Genomic DNA, 18,050 nt, shown 5'->3' on the forward strand with positions numbered 1-18,050 from the left:
CCCCTGCAAGTAGCGAGGTTGGTATAATCGGCCGTGATTGGGTGCCCCTGCGGGAGCGTGCGGGAGGAACGGAGAAATTCTATCGTGACAAACTCATCGGTCTGACGTGTACCTGGTCGCCCACCGCGAGACGCGCAAAATACACGCCGCTTGGGAGTCCCGTGGCATCAAAATAGGCTGCATGTTCCCCCGCGGCGAAAGGACCGTCCAGCACACGCCGCACGAGACGACCAAACGAGTCGAACACCTCGAGCCGCACGTGTGCGCCCGCCATGCCGGGTGCGAGGGCAAAAGGAATCCAGGTGCCCGGATTGAACGGATTCGGTCGGTTCGGTCGCAGTGCAAAGCGTTCGGAGCCCGCGAGCGGGATGAGGCAGTCGCCGGTTGTCACCACGTCGCCGTGTTCAAGCTCGACCCGGATACCGTCGGCGACAAGCGGATCGGTCAGGGTCAGATCCGACAGTTTGACGCCGAAGGGATTCTCGGTGCCGTCGCCCGACAAGGCCCGCAGGCGCAACAACACCAAGGCCCCGGCGCCGGCAAGCGGCTGCGTCCCGCTCCCGCCTATCGTGACGTGGCCGGACGTGTCGAGCGTGAACTGCAGCGCGGGCCATGCCGCCGTGAGTGTGCCTGCCTGCAGTATCCCCTCGATCTGCACTGTGGCAGGATCATAGACGACGGATGTCTGGAAATACGCAACCGTGGCCTGCGTGGGATTCGTGAAGTTCAAGGGGATGGTGATCGCCTGTCCGCTGCGCACAACATTGCCCCGAGGTATGGACAGACGTATCTCGCGGTACACCCGCTCGATCACCGTGACAGGTTCGCAGGTCTGCGCGGCCGCTCCCTGTGTTTCGACACGCACGATGAAACGCGCGCTGCGGGTTTCTTCCGACAGCGACGGAACGCAGGACCATGTGAGCGTCGCCCGCTGCGAGGGTGGCAGCGGCGCCCCGAGCGATTTAGTCTGATTCTCGCCCGGACTCAACGTCGCACCGGCCGGCATACTGATCGTCGCCTGCACATTGAGCAGCGGCATCGTGCCGGTATTGGCAATCTCGACGGACACGCTGAACGGCGAGGGCTGCAATCCAATTTGCGCGTTCACGAATCGTATGGAATCGGGTGCGGTGCATGCGACGCGGAATGCGGTCGTGTCGAACGACGGAGGCGGCGGCAGCACGAGTATGTCGCGGTCGCAGTATCGCACGCCGTCGCTGCTCGAGAACTGCACACGCACGCGGCGCAGCTTCTCCACGGTCGACGTGTCCCGCACGACATCGACCAGCCACTGCACGGTCTCGCGCGCCGCGGGCGCGATATTCAGGAGCCGTTTGTCCGCCGTTTCTCCCGCCGCAAGCTGCAGGCCCGCGGGCAACACAAGCAACGCATGCACCGAGTCGATCGCGCGTGGTGTGGGATTGTGCACTTCGGCGGTGACGAGAATCGGATTCGGATATCCGTTATTCTGGATGCTGAACGCCACGGTGTCGGGCGCGGCGCAGGCGACGAGTATCCCGCCGCCGGGCAGCGGCGGCAGCCAGATCTTGGTGCAGCACGACTGTTCGCCTCCGCGACGCGACACGAGCCGCAGGCACACCTCCACCGAATCGCCCGTGGCGCCGGGGGTGGCGTGGAAATTCCACAGGAATTCGGTCTGCGCACCCTTGGCGAGAGTCCCGCGGAGTTTCACCGCGCTGTCGCCTCCGCGCTGCAGCCGGCCGTGGCTCAACACCGACGCGGCAAGCTCGAAGGCCTCGCCGTCGCCGTCGTTGCGCACAACAAGACGTATCGCAAATGGATCGGGTGTGTACACGGCGCCGTTCACCGCAAGTTCGGACACGGGTGCGCACGAGAGTGTCAGTCGCGGAGCGCGCGTCGCGGGCACAGACACGGGCGTGAAACAGGGCTGCGTGATGGCGAGTACGCGGCCGCGAGAGCGGACCTGCGCGCGGAGCGTGTCTATGCGCCCGACCGTTCGCGGCACGGCGACAACGCGCCATTCGGCAAAGCCGCTCTGCCCCTCGGTGAGCCGCGACGGCGTAAGAAGTTTCACCGGCTGCTCGCCTGCATCAAGTGTGATGTCGGGGGGCGGCAGGAATTCGGCGGTGACGGAGTCCGCGGGAGCAGTGCCTACATTGCGCGCGGTGAGACGCAGGATGAAGGGAGTGGGCACGTAGGCGCCGAGCGAATCGACGTAGAACAGCGAATCGGGGGCCGTACACGTGAGTTCCAGCAGCGGTGCGCGCACACCCTCGATCCAGATGATCTTCTCGCAGACGATGGCGCCGCCGTTGGCAGCGTATACCGTGACCCTGATGGTGTCGTGGCGTGAGACGGTCCGGTCGAGCACGTCGATCAGGAAACGACCCTGCACCGACGCGCCGCCCGGCAGTGAATCGACGAGCTGCTTCAGCGCGCGGTCCGCCGCGTTAATCGACAGATCCGCTCCCTGCAGGAGAGCCGCGAAGACGGTGCGCGCCGGCGATGTGCCGACATTCTGCACCGAGAGATCGAGCGTTATCGGATTCGGCACGTACGAGCCGTCGACCGATCGCACAGTGTCGGGACCGGACAGCGAGCAGGCGAGCACGGGCGCCGCGAGGTCGGTCTGCACCCGCACGGGTGTGCAGCAGCGGCCGCCGGGGTAGTTGGATGCAAACACGTCGATGCACACCTGGGCCCCATCGACGGGCGGCGCGCTCGCCACGACAACCCAGGCGATGGTCACGCTGTCGCCGGCCTGCACCACCGCGCCGTTTGGCGCGTCCTTCACCTGGCGCTCACCCGGGGCGAGAGTCAGAAACGACGGAAGTGTGATCGATGCCCGCGCCTGTGCCATGTCGATGCCGGAGATGTTGCGCACCGAGGTGGTGACCAGGAATTGCGGGGGATCGTACACGCCCTTCTCCTCGTCGTACTTGAGAAAGACGGGATTGCCACAGACGAGAGCCGCCCGCACGGGCGAGGATGTGACGAAGAATTTCTCGCAGCATATCGTCGTGTCACCACCGGCGGCAGCCCGCACACAAATGGTCACGGTGTCGGATGTCATGCGGTCGTTCACACGCAACAGCCAGGTCACACGACCGGTGTCGGACTGCGCCAACGCGGATGGTGTCAGAACCGTCTCGCGCGGCGTTGCTGCATCGAGTGTGAAACCGTCGGGCACGTCGATCCACGCGGCGGCGGGACGCGCGGTGATCGGACTCACATTCCGCACGGTGAGGGTCACCGGCAGCACCGCCGGGATGTACGACTGCGCGCTGTCGCTCCACCGCGCCTCGCGCGGCATCACAAGCGCACAACGCAGCGCGGGACGCGCGGCCTCGGTCACTATCCTCGTGCAGCACTCCGTCGCTGCGCCGCTGTCGGGCTTGACGGTCACACACACGACGTACTCGCGCGCGGTGTCTGTCGGAACAATCTGCGCCCGGAACGTGACGGTCTCGAACGCGTTTTGTCCCAGATCACCGAAGAGGCGCACGGTATCGCTGGGCGAGGTCAGGACCATGCCGGGCGGTAGCGTTATCCATGCGCGTGTATTGCGCGCCACAATGTCGGAACTGTTGCGCACCCCGGTGCTGAACACGAGTTCGTTCGGCGCGTAGATTGCCGCGTTGGGGTCCCACGCAACCTGAAGGGTGTCGATACATGTGATGCCGAGCACGGGTCGGCGGTACACGCGGTAATCCGACGAGGAGACACGGAGCAGCATGCACTGCTGGGTGTTTTTATCGACGTAGAACAGCATCAGCGGCATGGTGCTGTCTTTCGCGAAGGAACGCGTTTTGAAATGCAACACCATCAGCGTGTCCTCGCCCATGAGCGAGGCCGAGCCGTCGAGATGAAAGAGCAGTGTATCGACGCTGCGGCTGGTGCTGACGGTGAAGTTCTTCGCGAAGTAGGGATCCGTGATCGCGCGGTGAAAATCCACCGAATCCTGATGCAGTATCTTAAAATCGAGCCGGGAGATGTCGGCGCGCGATCCGATGGCGGAGATCATCACCGGTATGTACAGGTCGCCGTTCTCGTAGGCCTCGGCTGTTTCGAAACGGATGTTCACAGAAGGCAGCGTCTGATCGATGGGCGCCCTGTAGCGCGCTGTGGCTGTGACGGTCTTGCCGCAGGCCTGCGCGGTCACCACCGCCGTGCGCATCGATCCGTCGGCACATTCCACCTTGTACTCGATCACGCAGTCGTTCACACCTCCGGTGATCAGCGTCTGTATTGCGCGGAAGGCCGGAACGATATCGTCGGGGTGATACATCGGGAAAAAGAGACCGCCGGTCGAATCGGCCAGCATGCGCATATTTGCGACGGCCGTCGGCGTGGTGTGATACATCAGGCACATCGTGTACACGGGGATGCCGTGCTGGCGCGCGAACCGGATGGCGTCGGGCAGATCCGCGGTACTCTGGTTGTCGTCGCCGTCGCTCAGCACGACCACAGCCTTGATCGGATTGGTGCCGTTCACCGCCACTTCGTTGATGCCGAACATCACGCCGTCCCACAGGGCCGTGTTCCCCCACGGGAAAATCTTCGAGATGGCTGAATAGAGGAGCATCTGGTCCGATGTCATCGACTGGTCGACGGTGACATCCTCCGAGAAGCTGATGATTGCGCCCTCGTCGGTGCCGGTCGGATGCTGCTGGAAAAGACTGACAAACTGCGCCGCGCCCTGCTGTATGCGGTATATGGTGGTTCCGGCGACGGATCCGCTGCGGTCGAGCACCAGCGCCACCGACATGGGTACGGTTTGTGACGGACAGTTGACCTTGAACGTGCGCGCCACGCCGTCCACCACCTCGATGTCGACCTGGTTCAATCCGCTGTACTGCACGCCCTTGCAGTACGCGCGCACGTGCACACGGATCGTGGGATACCCGCTTGTATCGATGCGGACGATGCGCAGCGTGTCGTCATCGGCCCGCATCCGCTGTGACGGAAGCAGGAGCATGATTCCGGCCAGCAGGAGCAGCAGCAGGGAGCGCGGTGTATGCATGTGACTCACAATGGGTGCGCGTTTGTCGCGGTATGTGTCACACCCGATGCGTCGAACGACGACAACACACGCTGCACCGGCGGCGGCGCGGAGGGGGTGAGTGTGAAGGCCGCCGCGGCGGTATCGCGGAAAGGCGCAAGTGTCGTTTGAGCGGAGGAATAGAGCCGGCAGAGTCGGTCGCCCGCATGGACGGCGTCCCCGCGTTGTGCATCGAGCACGATGCCCGCCGTGGGATCGATGACGTCGTCGGTATGGCGGCGGCCCGCGCCGATCTCCACGGCAACAAGCCCGAGGGTCCGCGCGTCAATGTCCGCAACGTAGCCGTCACGTTCGGCCAGCACGTCGATGCCGCACTTGGGCACGGGGAACAGCAGCGGTTCGTCGATATACGCTGGATCACCGCCCTGCGCTTCGACGATGTCGAGTAGTTTTCTGAAGGCGAGGCCGCTGCGTATCATTTCACGCGCGATGACACTCCCCTCCTCCGCATCGGCCGCCTTGCGGCCCTCCGCGATCATCATGCCCGCGAGACGCAGTGTGACATCGAGCAGATCGGCACGGTCCTCCCCGCGCAGGCATTCGATGGTCTCTATCATTTCGAGATGGTTTCCGATCGCGCGTCCCAGCGGTTCATCCATGCGCGTGACTAGACCCGTTACGCGGAGGCCAAAATGTTCTCCCACGCGGCAGAGCAGCGCCGCGAGATGCACCGCCTCGTCGTGTGATGTCATAAAGGCGCCGCGGCCGCATTTGACATCGAGCACCAGCGCCTGCGCGCCACCCGCGATCTTTTTGCTCATGATGCTCGCGGCGATGAGTGGATGGCTGTCGACCGTGGCAGTGATGTCGCGCAGGGCGTAGATGCGGCGGTCGAGCGGCACGAGCGTCTCGCTCTGTCCCGCAAACACGGCGCCGCATCGCTGCAGGACATCCGTGAACTCCGCCTCCGACAGCCGCGTGCGGAAGCCGGGAATACTCTCCAGTTTGTCGAGCGTGCCGCCGGTGTGACCCAGTCCTCGTCCGGATATCATCGGCACCGGCACGCCCGCTGCGGCCACTATGGGCGCGAGCAGCAACGACACCTTGTCGCCCACGCCGCCCGTCGAATGTTTGTCGACCGTGACGCCGGGTATCGTCGAGAGATCGAGCCGGGCACCCGAATCGAGATAGGCGCCCGTCAGCGCGATCGTCTCGTCAAAGGTCATCCCGCGGAAGTACACGGCCATGAGCATCGCCGACATCTGCGCGTCGGAAACGTCGCCCTGCACATATCCGCGGAGGAATCCGCGCAATTCTTCTTCGCGCAGTGCGGCGCCGTTGCGCTTGTTCCGGATGATTTCCTGTGCGAGCATGTGTGACCGTGGCTGAAAGCGTTATGGTACTAAATGCGGCACGCAAATACAATGTCGAAAGCGCGATCCGGTTTCCGCGCACCGGCGTGATGGAGGCGGAAGAGGGGCGCCGCATCCGGCGCCCCTGCCAACCGCGAACCGACGCTATTTTGCGCGTGTGTACTTCACCTGCATGACCGGCTGTTTCTCGCCGTATGTCTGCACATCGTAGATCTCGAAGTAATGTGTATCGTCGTTCTCGATGCGTACGATGTATTTCACCTTCTTGTCCTTTTCCCCGGTCATGGGCTCGTCCATTTTCCCCCAGAACACTATGGAGCGAGACTTCTCGTCGTACGATCCTTCCATCACTGAAATGGCGGTGCTCATGTCGTCGATCCAGAAACCGGTGTATTTCTTCTTGAAGTTGTCGTATCCGAAGACGCCGAAGCCATGATACGGCATCTGCATCATGGTGGCGTTCATCTCCTGTTTCAGATACCTGCCGCCGAGGTATTCGGAATACACGGCGGTTCCGGTGGACGTCTGTGCTTCGCTCCCGGGCCCGCCCATCCATATCTTGTTCTCGACATTCCAGGTTCCGGCCATCTTCATCAGGCGGGCATGCGCGTCGGCGGGTGTCATGAACACCTGCCAGCGTTTCATCATCTCCTCCTGACTCGGCGCCTTCGCGCCTTTTTCCTTCTGGGCGACAGCGTCGAATGACGCGGCGCAGAGATACAGCGCTACGAGTGCAACAGATATCGAACGCAACATGGATACCTCCGTGATGTATGGAAACGATGCGGCGAGACTCGCGGCACTGCTGCCGCGCGCCATCCGTGTGATTGGTGGTGACCTCGGAAACTACAGTCTCCGCGGACGTCAGGCAAGACCCGTCATCCGCCCATGAGTTTCTTGCGAAAAATGAAGAACGCCGCAGCGAGCAGACAAAGCCCCGCCCACAGGTAATCCCAACTCGGCCGTTCCTTCAGATACATGAGCGAGAATGGGATGAAGACGGTCAACGCGATCACCTCCTGAAGAATCTTGAGCTGCCCGACGTTCATTGCCTGATTGCCGATACGATTCGCGGGCACTTGCAGAAGGTACTCAAAGAGCGCAATGCCCCACGAGACAAGCGCCGCGACCACCCACGGCTTGTGCGACATGTTCTTCAGATGCCCATACCAGGCGAAAGTCATGAAAACGTTGCTGCAGCATAACAACGCGGTCGTGATGATGTAGTGTTTCATCGACCCGTCGCTGCCGCAGGCGAAACTTCGTCGAGCATCCCGACCGAAAACAGCGCGCGTACTTCCGGACGGACGTCCACGGGTTTGTTGGTCGCGCGGCTCATCGGGCACCACAGTGTAAGCGCCTTCACGAGCAGCTTGCCGTCGCTCGCGCGCAGAATCTCGGTGTGCCGCTCGAAGGCAAAGCGTGATGCCTTGCCTATCCAGGTTCTTGCGCGGATGGTATCCCCCGGCATGGCGGAACGTTTGTAGTCGATCTCGTGGCGTGTCACAACCCAGTACAGCGCGTCCTGATCTTCCCGTGGCGCGCGCGCGCCCCAGTGGGCTATCGCGATGTCCTGCACCCATCGCAGATACACGATGTTGTTCACGTGCCCGAGCATGTCGATGTCGCCGGGCTGGACGGTGAAGTGTAATTCGTACGTTTCAGGTGCGGCGGTCTCTTCCAAACTCATGTGGGGTATGTTCCTCTTCAGGCCGGGAGCGGAGCGTGCTGTCGCCTTGCTCCCGCGTATGAAAGGCGGGGAGGAGGCGGCTTCCGTGTCCGCTCCGTCGGTGATGGTGGGATTGACGGACGGTGTGCAGCGGGTGTCCGGATTGGACAACGAAGGTCTTCACAAAATAGCCGGATTCACGACAACCTTCCACTGCGGGGAGTGCCGGTATCACGCCACGAATGACTATCCGGAAGCACCACACTGCACACGATCCGTTCAGAAGCGATTGAGACGTACGTTATCCGGCCTACAGCGACAACCGTATCGCGCCGATATAATTTCTTCCCGGGGCGGAAATACCCGAGGAGTAGGTCCGGTATCGAATGTCGCCGATGTTCTCGATTCCTGCAGTGATCTGCAGGAAATCTGTCGGCATATACCGCAGCTTCAGATTCAGCGTGACCCAGCCGGGTACATAGGGTTTGCCGTTGTCATCGAGCGCGTACAGGTAGTCCTTGCCCTCGAGGCCGGGGGCCAGATCCTCGGCGCTCACCGTGCCGTTATACACCGCTGAAACATCGGCATCGAAGCGCGACATGGTGAAGGTAAGGCGTGTTGTGCCGTACCACGGCGCCACATGCCGCAGTGGTCCTGTGCTCCCGTCGTCGAGTTCCTCATCGCCACTCATCGTGGTGAAATGCGACGTCAGACCAAAACCACCCGGGAGACGCAGCTCGAGCCGTGCCTGCACACCCGACACGTGTGCCTCGGCCGCATTCTGTATCGCCTGAACCCGGCTCATGCTGCCGTCGTAGAGGATGCTGTCCTGCCCGTTCAATGTGAAGTTGCGACGGACCAGCGCATCACGCAGAAGCGTCGAGAACGCCGTGACGTCGATCTTCACCACTTCGTCGATGATCAAACTCGCGCCGAGTTCTGCATTGTATGCGTACTCGGGCCGTAGATCGGGATTCGGCACCACGACGGCGCCGGGTGCGGAGTCGAACACCTTGCCGACGTCGTCGACATTCGGTGCGCGGAATCCGCTCGACAGCACTCCATGCAACGCGAGAGCTTCGATGGGACGGTACACCGCCCCCAGGCTCCCGCTCATTGCACCGTTGTCCATTGCCGCGGTTGTGAACGGGAAATGGAAAAACGTGGTGTCGAAATCCGCGCGGAGCGAAATGAACGAATATCGCGCGCCGGCCTGCAACGACAGGGCCGGCAGCACCGACCATGTGAGGTTGGCGTACAGTGCGGCCGCCTGCCACGTCGCGCCGTCGGGATACCGCGTGGATCCTGGAATTGAAACTCCGGTCCGGACGTCCTCGTTTTCGCCCGTGGACCCGACGGTGTTGTGGAGCAGTTCCACACCGTACGACACGGTGTATTTCTCCGCCAGGGCCTTGCTTGCATCGAGGTTGACCGATATCGCATCCACCGATTCGGTCCGGTGGAATAATGTCGGTTTGCCAAAGTCACGGTCGTGCCGGCTCTCACCAAAGCGCTGATACGCAAGCGTCGCGCGGAGATTGTCGTACAGAACAGACCCGCCGCTGTTCCCGATCGCAAGGGAATGCAGCATCCACGTCTGCGGACCGTAGTACCACTCGGCCGAACGGAGCCCGCTGCCTCGCGGCCGCGTCAGACGGTCGTATCGCGCGTAGTCCGACGTCCGGGAGTAATGGAACCCATACGAGAGATCCCAGCCCTCGGCGGGGCGGTGGCGGATTTTCTGCATGACATTCCACTGGGAATATCCCGAGGGCACCTGCAGTTCCGGATCACCGTTGGTCAGTATGCTGTCCACGCCATTGATACGCTCCATGTAGCGCGTGCGCAGAAAATCGTCGGGACCGTGGCTGCCCATGCGTAAATCGCCGTAGTCGCTGTACGTGAAACTCGTGACAAATCCCCAGCGGGGCAGTTCGTATTCAAGATCCACATGTCCGGTTTTTTCGCCGTTTGCGCTCGAGCCGCGCGTGTAGGCGTTCCCGCTGAAGGTAAGCCCATCGGTAGTGCCGTAGCGTGCTCCCAGTGTCGAGAAGCTCATCACACCACCGATGGCATCGCTGCCGTACATCACAGCGCCGGGTCCGAACAGAACCTCGGTGCGTTCGATGGCGAGCGGGTCCAGATTGATCACATTCTGCACGTTGCCCGTGCGGAATATCGCCGTGTTCATTCGCACACCGTCGACAGCGATGAGCACGCGGTTTGTCGCGAAGCCGCGTATCATCGGACTCCCGCCGCCGAGCTGGCTCTTCTGCACGTACACCTCACCCGACGCGGCAAGCAGATCCGCCGCGGTCTGAGGATTGGCAAGCAGCACATCCCCCTCGCGGACGGCGATGGTCCGCGACGGCACATCCCGCTGCGGTTGTTTCCAGCGTGTTGCTGAGACGATCACTTCTTCCATGCGAAAGGGTTTTTCTTCGAGATAGACGATGTAGCCGCGCTCGTGCAATTCGTCGACGCCGACGTCCTGCGACGTGTACCCGATAAGCTCAACTCGCAGCCGTGTGCCAGGTGCGAGACCGGTAAGATCCGCGCGCCCGTCAGCATCGGTGCTGCGCACCTGTCCGTCGCCGCCGCGCACAATCACATGTTCAAGCCCGCGCCCCGAGGCGCGGTCGCGCACGGTGAGCTGCTGCGCGTCCGCTGTGATCCAGACGCACATGACTATGAAAAGGAAAATCGAAATTCGTAGCATGAATCTTCCTTGTGTCCAGTATTAGCGTAGGAGTATCGCCGCGGCAGTCCGCGCCGACAGCATCCCCGCGCCGTAAGAATCGGAATCAATGGCCCGCCGTCACGCTCCGCGTATAACGGCGCAGCATCCTCCGCATCCGGTGGGTTCAGGATGGAAGATGCCCCGGTCTCTGTCGATGCGTGCGGGCGGGAGATCTGATCAGGTGAATGCCGGAATCAGACCTTCGGCGGCGGGGCCGCTGGCTGCGGCATCCATTCAGACGGACGCGCAGCATGGTCACTCGTCACAGATCCGAGATATGCAAGATCCGGTATATCCCATAGTGCCGATTCGAGGAAGGGCTGCGCCAGCAGGCGTTGCACTCGCGATTCGGCCGCTTTCTGTTTTGTTTCGGAGTTCATGTGGGCGCGGATCAGCGCATCCAACCCTGCGAAGAGCCGGGTTTCCATTTCGTCTTCGATGCAGGTGTACACCACGCTGTCGCCGCGCTGCTCAGACCGGACTATGTCGTACATGCGTCCGTCGAGCCGGAACTCGTGATCCTCAATCCAACGGACGCCGAGCCGCTGCTGCACCGCCGGCGCTGTCGGGAAAACGAAAACCCGAAGCATGGATGCGGGGGCCTGGACTTTGAGAAGACGCTTCATCTCCTTCTTCGCCAGGTACATGCGTCCTTCAAAAAAGACAAACGGGCCCGCTGACTGCGCGAGGAGCAGGACGAGAAACAGACACGGTATGGCGCGTCGACCGGGCACGTATGTGGTCAACCCGCCGTATCGTAGGCCTGTTTCAACCAGGCGACAACGTCGCCGTCCACTTCCGCGGCGTCGGTGAGTTTCACCTTGTGCGAGCACATCCCGCCGGCGGGTTGCTCCAGAAGACGCTCCGTCCCCTCTGCGCCCTTCATGTTCAATCCGAGTTCCACGCGTGTGTTCGTCGCGGGTCCCAGCATCGCGAATTGTTTCTTCCTGCGCAGACTGATGTAGCCCTTTTTCGGTGCAATCTCGAATTCTCCGAGTTTCCGCGCGTGCGCCATCACCGCATCATGAATCGGCCGCAGGGCGGCCTTCGGGCCGGTATAGATGGCGTCCACGACATCGTCAGACGAGAGCCCCTTGTCCAGTGCGGCCGAGCTGCCGTCGGACTTCAGGATCATGTGCACAAGGGTGTTCGCATCGCCGTGGCCGAGCCCGAACTGGGTCTTGAACATGTCGCGCAGCGCTCCGTGTTTTGTCAGTCCGCTGTTATGGGCGACGGCCGCCAGTTCGTCCAATGTACGACCTGTCTTTTTCTGTATGTTTGCGAGCTGTGTCTGTACCGCCTGCTCCAGGGTTGCCATGGCATGGTCCTCTGCTGGTATGACGTGACCCGACGCGTGGTCGTCGGCCGAGCCACGCGCCGCGCGCAATCGCGCAACGAACTTTCATTATAAGGGATTTTTTACACCGGAACGAGAGCCGCTGTTGCACGTCACCAGCACTACCCCGTAACGGAGAACCCATGGGTTGACCCTCAGCCGTGGGAGTGTCGACGTGCGGACCGTGCAAGGGGGCTTCCCGGCGCTCCGGGCAGCACCGCGGGTGTAACCATATCTAACTCGACGCGGCCACCGGCAGTTTCTCGAGATACTCCGCGTACACCTTGTTGTACAGCGCCCCCTGGCGTTTCATACGAAGCAGCTCCACGGCCTCCGCACCACTTTTTCCCATGTAGGTCAGCATCACACCGGCGAGCAGCGCCGACCGGTTGTGTCCCATACCACAATGTGACAGCACGCCGACGCCATCCTTGACCAGTGTTGCGCCAAGGCGCGCGATGGCATGCAGACGTTCGAGGTCGGGCAGCCCCTTGTCGTCGAATGGAAAATATACGTACAACATCTGGCCGGGTATCTCGGGAATCCCGAGGTCGAGATTGCCGTCCAGATCGAAGATCGCATGGATTTCATTCTGTTTTACAGGTTCCCAATCGTCGATGTCGGGAGAGATGTACAGACAGCCGTGATCGTCTATTTGAAACAGGTCCATGGGGATGTCCTCAGAGGAAATGAAACCGGCCACCGCGTGGGCGTGTGTTTCGAATGCGGTCATGCGCGTCCGCCCCTCCGCGCCGTCAAAACGATTTCCGACGCGTGATGGAACCGGGATTATGGAAGTGAAAGTGCAGCGGGGAATTTGGTGTTTGTTTCTCCGAATTCCAAGCGTGCCGCCACGCATGCCGCGGGGGAATCACACGAGGCGCTGTACGAGGTGAGATGTTTCTCCCGTGCTGCAGCGCTTCGAACACTCCGTCACATGCTCACGCCTTCAGGAAGTCCAGCGCGGCCTCGAGATCGCGGAAAATCGTGACCGGGTGTCCTGAATTGCGCGCCACCGTTTCGACGAAGTCGTGTGAATGATCGTCGACATCCACAAGCATGGCGACGCGGTTCGCCCTGTCCACGCCGATGCTGGTCAGATCCTCGTTGGCGAAGGCGAAGTTGCCCGAGGGCTGCTCCACGTTCCGTGCCCCTCGCGCGTCGAAGAGGTAGCGGTGTATGCCCAGCTTTTCGCCGGTCTCGATCGCTTCGAGGTTGAAGCGTACCGCGGATTCACGGGTCACGTCGTCTGTAATCGTGACCAGGATTAACGGCGGGTCCCCAACAATCCGAATCGTGTGCGGCATAACGCCTCACGCACAAGTGAAAAGGTCAGTGGCTGCCAGCGGACATCTCCGCTTCCAATTCCTCACGGAACCTCTGTATGGTGAATTTCACGGGCCAGGCGGCTGCGTCACCGAGCGCGCACACGGTGTTCCCTTCGATGTTTTGAGCCACACTCAGGAGCAGGTCGAGGTCGCCCGCCCTACCCTGACTCGATGCCAAACGGTTGAGTACCTTGAGCATCCAACCCGTTCCCTCGCGGCACGGGGTGCACTGCCCGCATGATTCGGCCCAGTAAAAATGGGTGATCCGCGCGAGAACGCGCAGCAGATCGGTGTCTTCGTCCATCACGATGATGCCTGCGGTGCCGATGGCCGATCCGACCGCCTTTAGTGACTCCGCATCCATGCGAACGCCGTCAAGCTGATCCCCGCGCAGGGGCGGCATCGAGGATCCGCCCGGGATGACCATCTTGATCTTTTTGCCTCCGGGCACCCCGCCCGCCACATCGTAAATCAGTTCGGTGAGCAGCATGCCTGTCGGCAGCTCGTACACGCCCGGACGGTTCACATGCCCCGATATTCCGTAGAGTATCGGACCCGGCTGCTTCTCCGCCCCGATCTTCGAGAACCAGGCCGCGCCGCGGTCGATGATCGCCGGCACGTTGGCAATCGTCTCGACATTGTTGATGGTTGTCGGACAGCCCCAGAGGCCCACCTGCGCCGGGAACGGCGGCTTGACGCGCGGGTAGGGACGTTTGCCTTCGATCGAATTCATCAGCGACGACTCTTCGCCGCAAATGTACGCGCCCGCTCCGCGATGCACATGGATGTCGATCGCGTAATCGATTCCGAACGTCTCGCGCATTTTCGGACCGACATATCCTTTGTTGTACGCCTGCGCCAGCGCCTCTTCCATCAGGCGTGCCCACTTCTCGTACTCGCCGCGGATGTAGATGTAGGCGGTCTGTATGCCCATGGCCCAGCCGGCGATGAGTATGCCCTCGATGAGCAGATGGGGATTGAATTCGAAGATCTGCCTGTCCTTGAACGACCCGGGCTCGCTCTCGTCGCCGTTGATGCAGAGGTATTTCGGCTTGTCGGTCTGTTTGGGCATGAACGTCCACTTCAGCCCGGTGGGAAACGCGGCGCCGCCGCGCCCGCGCAGGCCCGAGGCCTTCACTTCCGCCGTCACGTTCTCCGGCGCCAGCAGAAACGCCTTGCGCGCATGCTGGTATCCGCGGTGCGCCTCGTACACGGCGATGTCGTGCAGGTTCTCGATCGGCGGCAGAAGGATGGGCTCGTAGGTCGTCATTGTTTCCGTGTCTCGTGTCTCACCCGGCCAGAGACGCGGCAGCCGGGCAAATCATCGTATTCTGGATTCTGTATTCTGAATTGTCGCTTCCGGTGTCGCGGGCATCAGCCCTTCGCCGCGAGGCGGTCTATGACCTCGACCACGTTTGCAGGCGTGAGCTTCTCGTAATAATCCTTGTTCACCGACATCATCGGCGCTGTGCCGCAGGAGCCGAGGCATTCCGCCTCGTGAATGGTGAACAGGCCGTCGGCCGTGGTTTCGCCGGGACCGATGCCGAGCTTGTCCTTCAGGACGGCAAGCACCGTATCGGATCCGCACAGCAGACACGACACGTTCGTGCACACCTGCAGGTTGTACTTGCCAAGCGGGTGCTGGTGGTACATCTCGTAGAACGAAACAACGCCCAGCACCGATTCGACCGGCACATCCAGCAGCGATGCCACGTACGCGGCGCCTTCATCCGAAACCCAGCCGTGCCGATCCTGGTACAAATGCAGCACACCCATCAACGCCGCGAGGCCGGTGGGGTAGTGGGATCGTATCTCTGCGACTTTGGCGAGGTCTTCCGGAGTGAACATGGCATCCATGTGATTACTTGTCGGCTTCACCCATCACGGGATCGATGCTCCCGACGACGGCGACGATATCGGACAGCAGGTGCCCCTTTACGAGCCGCGGCACAACGCTGATGTTGTAAAATGACGGGGAGCGGATTTTCAGGCGCCAGGGATGTCCGTCGCCGCGGCTGACGATGTGGAATCCGAGCTGCCCCTTCGAGGATTCGACCGCGTGATACACCTCGCCCGCGGGAGGATTTACGCCGAAGTTGACGATCATAAAATCGTGGATCAGCTCTTCCATGCGGGTGTAAATGCGCTCCTTGCGCGGAAGCACCTTCTTGGGTTCATGCGCGTGCACCGGACCCGCAGGCATCTTGTCGAGGCACTGCCGCACAATCGAGGCGCTTTCGTACAGCTCGTAGAGGCGCACGTAGTAGCGCGAGAGGGCGTCGCATTCGTCCTCGGTGATCACCTTGAAATCGAGCTGGTCGTATACGAGGTACGGCGTGTCGCGGCGCAGATCCATCGCAATGCCCGAGCCGCGGAGGTTCGGACCGGTGAATCCTGCGGCGAGTGCGTCGGCGCCGGAAATCACACCCAGATTGCGGCAACGGTCCACAAAAATCCTGTTGCGATTGAGCAGACGTTCACATTCGCGCACTCGCTCGGGGAACTGATCGAGGAAGACGCGTATCGCGGCGAGGGCCTCGTCGTCGACGTCCTGGGCGACTCCGCCGATACGTGTGTAACTCGTGGTGAAACGCGCTCCGGCAATGAGGTCGAAAATGTCGTACAACTTTTCTCGTTCGCGGAAACACCACAGCAGCAGCGTCATCGCGCCCACGTCCATCGCCATGACGCCCAGGGCCACAAGATGCGACGAGATGCGCGCCAGTTCCGACACCAGCGTGCGTACCCACTGCGCGCGCGGCGGCGCCTCGATGCCGAGAAGTTTTTCGACGGCAAGGATGTACGCCACATTGTTGTGCATCGGCTGCAGATAGTCGAGCCGGTCGGTGTGCGGAATGAACTCGTGGTACGATTCGTTCTCCGCGATCTTTTCGTACCCGCGGTGCAGGTAACCCAGTTCGGGTACACAATGCACGACGGTCTCGCCGTCGAGACGGAGAAGCAGGCGAAGTACCCCGTGTGTGGCGGGATGCGACGGCCCCATGTTCAGCACCATGTCGTTTTCGAGCGGATCCTCGAACGACAGATTGGGGTCGGCGTCAAGAAGCGCCTGCAGAATTTTCGAGCGCTTCTCGCGCGCGGGCAGCGCCGCGGTGCTTATGGGAGCGTTGAAGTCGAGATCGGACGCGATGCTCATGTCGGGGTGTTAACGTTTCGGCAGAGGAATGGAACCGGGGACGCCCATCAGCGGGAAATCTTTCCGCAGCGGGTAATACTCGTAGTCCTCCGGCATGTACATGCGGCGAAGATCCGGATGGCCTGTGAACTGCACGCCGATCATGTCGTAGGCCTCGCGTTCGGCGAAATTGGCCGAGGGAAATATGGGCGTGATGGACGGCAATTGCGCGTCCTTCTCATCCACCGCCGTCTTTACATGAATGCGCACCTTCTCGCGAACCGAAAAGAAGTGATACTTCACTTCAAAGCGGTTGCGCCGTGTGAAGGCGTCCATCGCGAACATGTCCTCACAGAGCGGGAACGGGCAGGCGCTGTTGTCGCGCAGCCAGAGGGCCACTTCGGCGATGGCGCTTTTCTCGATGTGCACGGTCACGTCGTCGCGGAATTCACTCACGTCGAGAATGCGCTCACCGAAGCTTTCGCGCAGGCCCGCGATCACTGTTTCGAGTATGGGTTTCATGAGAGACTTGCGGGGCTGTATCGTGCAAGGCGAACAACCGCCCGGTCAGGCGGCCTTCGTCTCCTCGCTGTTCATGTAGTCGAGCACGCTGCTCGCACCCACTTTCTTCTGCAGTTCGATAAGCGCGTGGAAGAGGTTGTCGGGGCGCGGCGGACATCCGGATACAAAAACATCGACGGGAAGAAACTGGTCGATGCCCTGCACCACGGAATAAGAACGGAACATGCCGCCCGACGAGGCGCAGGCGCCCATCGCGATCACCCACCGCGGTTCGGCCATCTGGTCGTAAATCTTTCGCACAACCTTCGCCATCTTGTATGTCACGGTGCCGGCCACAATCATCACGTCGGATTGGCGCGGCGAAAAACGCATGACCTCCATGCCGAAACGCGAAATATCGTGGCGCGGATCTCCTGCCGACATGAGTTCGATGGCGCAGCACGAAATTCCCATCGGCATCGGCCACAGCGAGTTTTTTCGCGCCCATGCTGCCAATGCATCTATTTTTGTGGTGATATATCCCTCACCAAGTGCGGATTCTAGTCCCATCTCAGGGCTCCTTTCTTCAGAATGTACACGTAGCCAACCATAAGGATGGTTATGAATACAATCATTTCAACGAAACCGAACAGCCCCAGGTTCCGGTACTGCACTGCCCAGGGATACATAAACACCACTTCGATATCGAAGAGGATGAACAGTACGGCCACCATGTAATATTTGACGGAAAAGCGCTCGTGCGCCGAACGCACGGGCTCCATGCCGCTTTCATACGTGGAGTGTTTCTCGCGGTTCGGGCGTTGCGGTCCGAGCAGCCATGAGAGGTTCGCGGAAACGACGCCGAAAATGACGGCGACTGCGAGGATGAGAAAGATGGGAATGTACGCTTCGAGCATGAGTCAGTGGATGTGCTGCGGCTATCTTTCGAATGTAGGGAAATTCGGACACCGAACCAAGATGAT

Annotated in this window: 16 protein-coding genes; all 16 read right to left on the bottom strand. The window is 61.3% G+C overall.

From position 1 onward, the window contains the following. Nucleotides 1-79: 79 nt before the first annotated feature. The 16 genes from HY962_17145 to ndhC all read right to left on the bottom strand — a co-directional run bounded on the left by HY962_17145 (nucleotide 80) and on the right by ndhC (nucleotide 17,984). Nucleotides 80-5,005: a VWA domain-containing protein gene (locus tag HY962_17145; protein MBI5648661.1), complete on the bottom strand. Its 4,926-nt coding sequence runs from the start codon at nucleotides 5,003-5,005 to the stop codon at nucleotides 80-82. 5 nt (nucleotides 5,006-5,010) lie between these two features. Beyond that, nucleotides 5,011-6,357, bottom strand: a complete 1,347-nt coding sequence (locus tag HY962_17150) for a thymidine phosphorylase (protein MBI5648662.1) — start codon at nucleotides 6,355-6,357, stop codon at nucleotides 5,011-5,013. A 144-nt stretch (nucleotides 6,358-6,501) separates the two neighbouring features. Then, entirely contained in the window at nucleotides 6,502-7,113 is a 612-nt protein-coding gene (locus HY962_17155) for a DUF1579 domain-containing protein (GenBank protein MBI5648663.1), read from the bottom strand. 122 nt (nucleotides 7,114-7,235) lie between these two features. After that, nucleotides 7,236-7,592: a DMT family protein gene (locus tag HY962_17160; protein ID MBI5648664.1), complete on the bottom strand. Its 357-nt coding sequence runs from the start codon at nucleotides 7,590-7,592 to the stop codon at nucleotides 7,236-7,238. Next, nucleotides 7,589-8,047, bottom strand: coding sequence for an acyl-CoA thioesterase (locus tag HY962_17165; protein MBI5648665.1), 459 nt, complete (start codon nucleotides 8,045-8,047; stop codon nucleotides 7,589-7,591). The genes HY962_17160 and HY962_17165 overlap by 4 nt, the downstream gene beginning before the upstream one ends. A 289-nt stretch (nucleotides 8,048-8,336) precedes the next feature. Beyond that, a complete protein-coding gene (locus HY962_17170; GenBank protein MBI5648666.1) occupies nucleotides 8,337-10,745 on the bottom strand; it encodes a TonB-dependent receptor in 2,409 nt (802 codons plus the stop codon). A gap of 215 nt (nucleotides 10,746-10,960) precedes the next feature. Continuing rightward, nucleotides 10,961-11,512 carry a hypothetical protein gene (locus HY962_17175; GenBank protein MBI5648667.1) on the bottom strand — a complete coding sequence of 184 codons (552 nt, stop codon included), beginning with the start codon at nucleotides 11,510-11,512 and terminating at the stop codon, nucleotides 10,961-10,963. Beyond that, entirely contained in the window at nucleotides 11,509-12,084 is a 576-nt protein-coding gene (locus tag HY962_17180; GenBank protein MBI5648668.1) for a DUF4287 domain-containing protein, read from the bottom strand. The genes HY962_17175 and HY962_17180 overlap by 4 nt, the downstream gene beginning before the upstream one ends. Nucleotides 12,085-12,337: 253 nt before the next feature. Continuing rightward, nucleotides 12,338-12,835 carry a dual specificity protein phosphatase family protein gene (locus tag HY962_17185; protein MBI5648669.1) on the bottom strand — a complete coding sequence of 166 codons (498 nt, stop codon included), beginning with the start codon at nucleotides 12,833-12,835 and terminating at the stop codon, nucleotides 12,338-12,340. 208 nt (nucleotides 12,836-13,043) lie between these two features. Beyond that, nucleotides 13,044-13,346 (bottom strand): hypothetical protein, encoded by a 303-nt coding sequence (locus HY962_17190; GenBank protein ID MBI5648670.1) that lies wholly within the window; start codon nucleotides 13,344-13,346, stop codon nucleotides 13,044-13,046. 88 nt (nucleotides 13,347-13,434) lie between these two features. Continuing rightward, nucleotides 13,435-14,700, bottom strand: coding sequence for an NADH-quinone oxidoreductase subunit NuoF (nuoF, locus tag HY962_17195; protein MBI5648671.1), 1,266 nt, complete (start codon nucleotides 14,698-14,700; stop codon nucleotides 13,435-13,437). Between the two features lie 104 nt (nucleotides 14,701-14,804). After that, a complete protein-coding gene (locus HY962_17200) occupies nucleotides 14,805-15,278 on the bottom strand; it encodes an NAD(P)H-dependent oxidoreductase subunit E (GenBank protein MBI5648672.1) in 474 nt (157 codons plus the stop codon). A 13-nt stretch (nucleotides 15,279-15,291) separates the two neighbouring features. Further along, nucleotides 15,292-16,587: an NADH dehydrogenase (quinone) subunit D gene (gene nuoD, locus HY962_17205; protein MBI5648673.1), complete on the bottom strand. Its 1,296-nt coding sequence runs from the start codon at nucleotides 16,585-16,587 to the stop codon at nucleotides 15,292-15,294. Nucleotides 16,588-16,596: 9 nt separating this feature from the next. Further along, complete coding sequence (locus HY962_17210; GenBank protein ID MBI5648674.1) at nucleotides 16,597-17,088, bottom strand: NADH-quinone oxidoreductase subunit C; 492 nt, start codon at nucleotides 17,086-17,088, stop codon at nucleotides 16,597-16,599. Nucleotides 17,089-17,133: 45 nt separating this feature from the next. Beyond that, nucleotides 17,134-17,637, bottom strand: a complete 504-nt coding sequence (locus HY962_17215) for an NADH-quinone oxidoreductase subunit B (GenBank protein MBI5648675.1) — start codon at nucleotides 17,635-17,637, stop codon at nucleotides 17,134-17,136. Further along, entirely contained in the window at nucleotides 17,628-17,984 is a 357-nt protein-coding gene (gene ndhC, locus HY962_17220; GenBank protein ID MBI5648676.1) for an NADH-quinone oxidoreductase subunit A, read from the bottom strand. The genes HY962_17215 and ndhC overlap by 10 nt, the downstream gene beginning before the upstream one ends. Nucleotides 17,985-18,050 lie beyond the last annotated feature (66 nt).

It is taken from the genome of Ignavibacteriota bacterium (genome assembly GCA_016218045.1).
In the GTDB taxonomy this organism is placed as follows: Bacteria; Bacteroidota; Ignavibacteria; order SZUA-365; family SZUA-365; genus JACRFB01.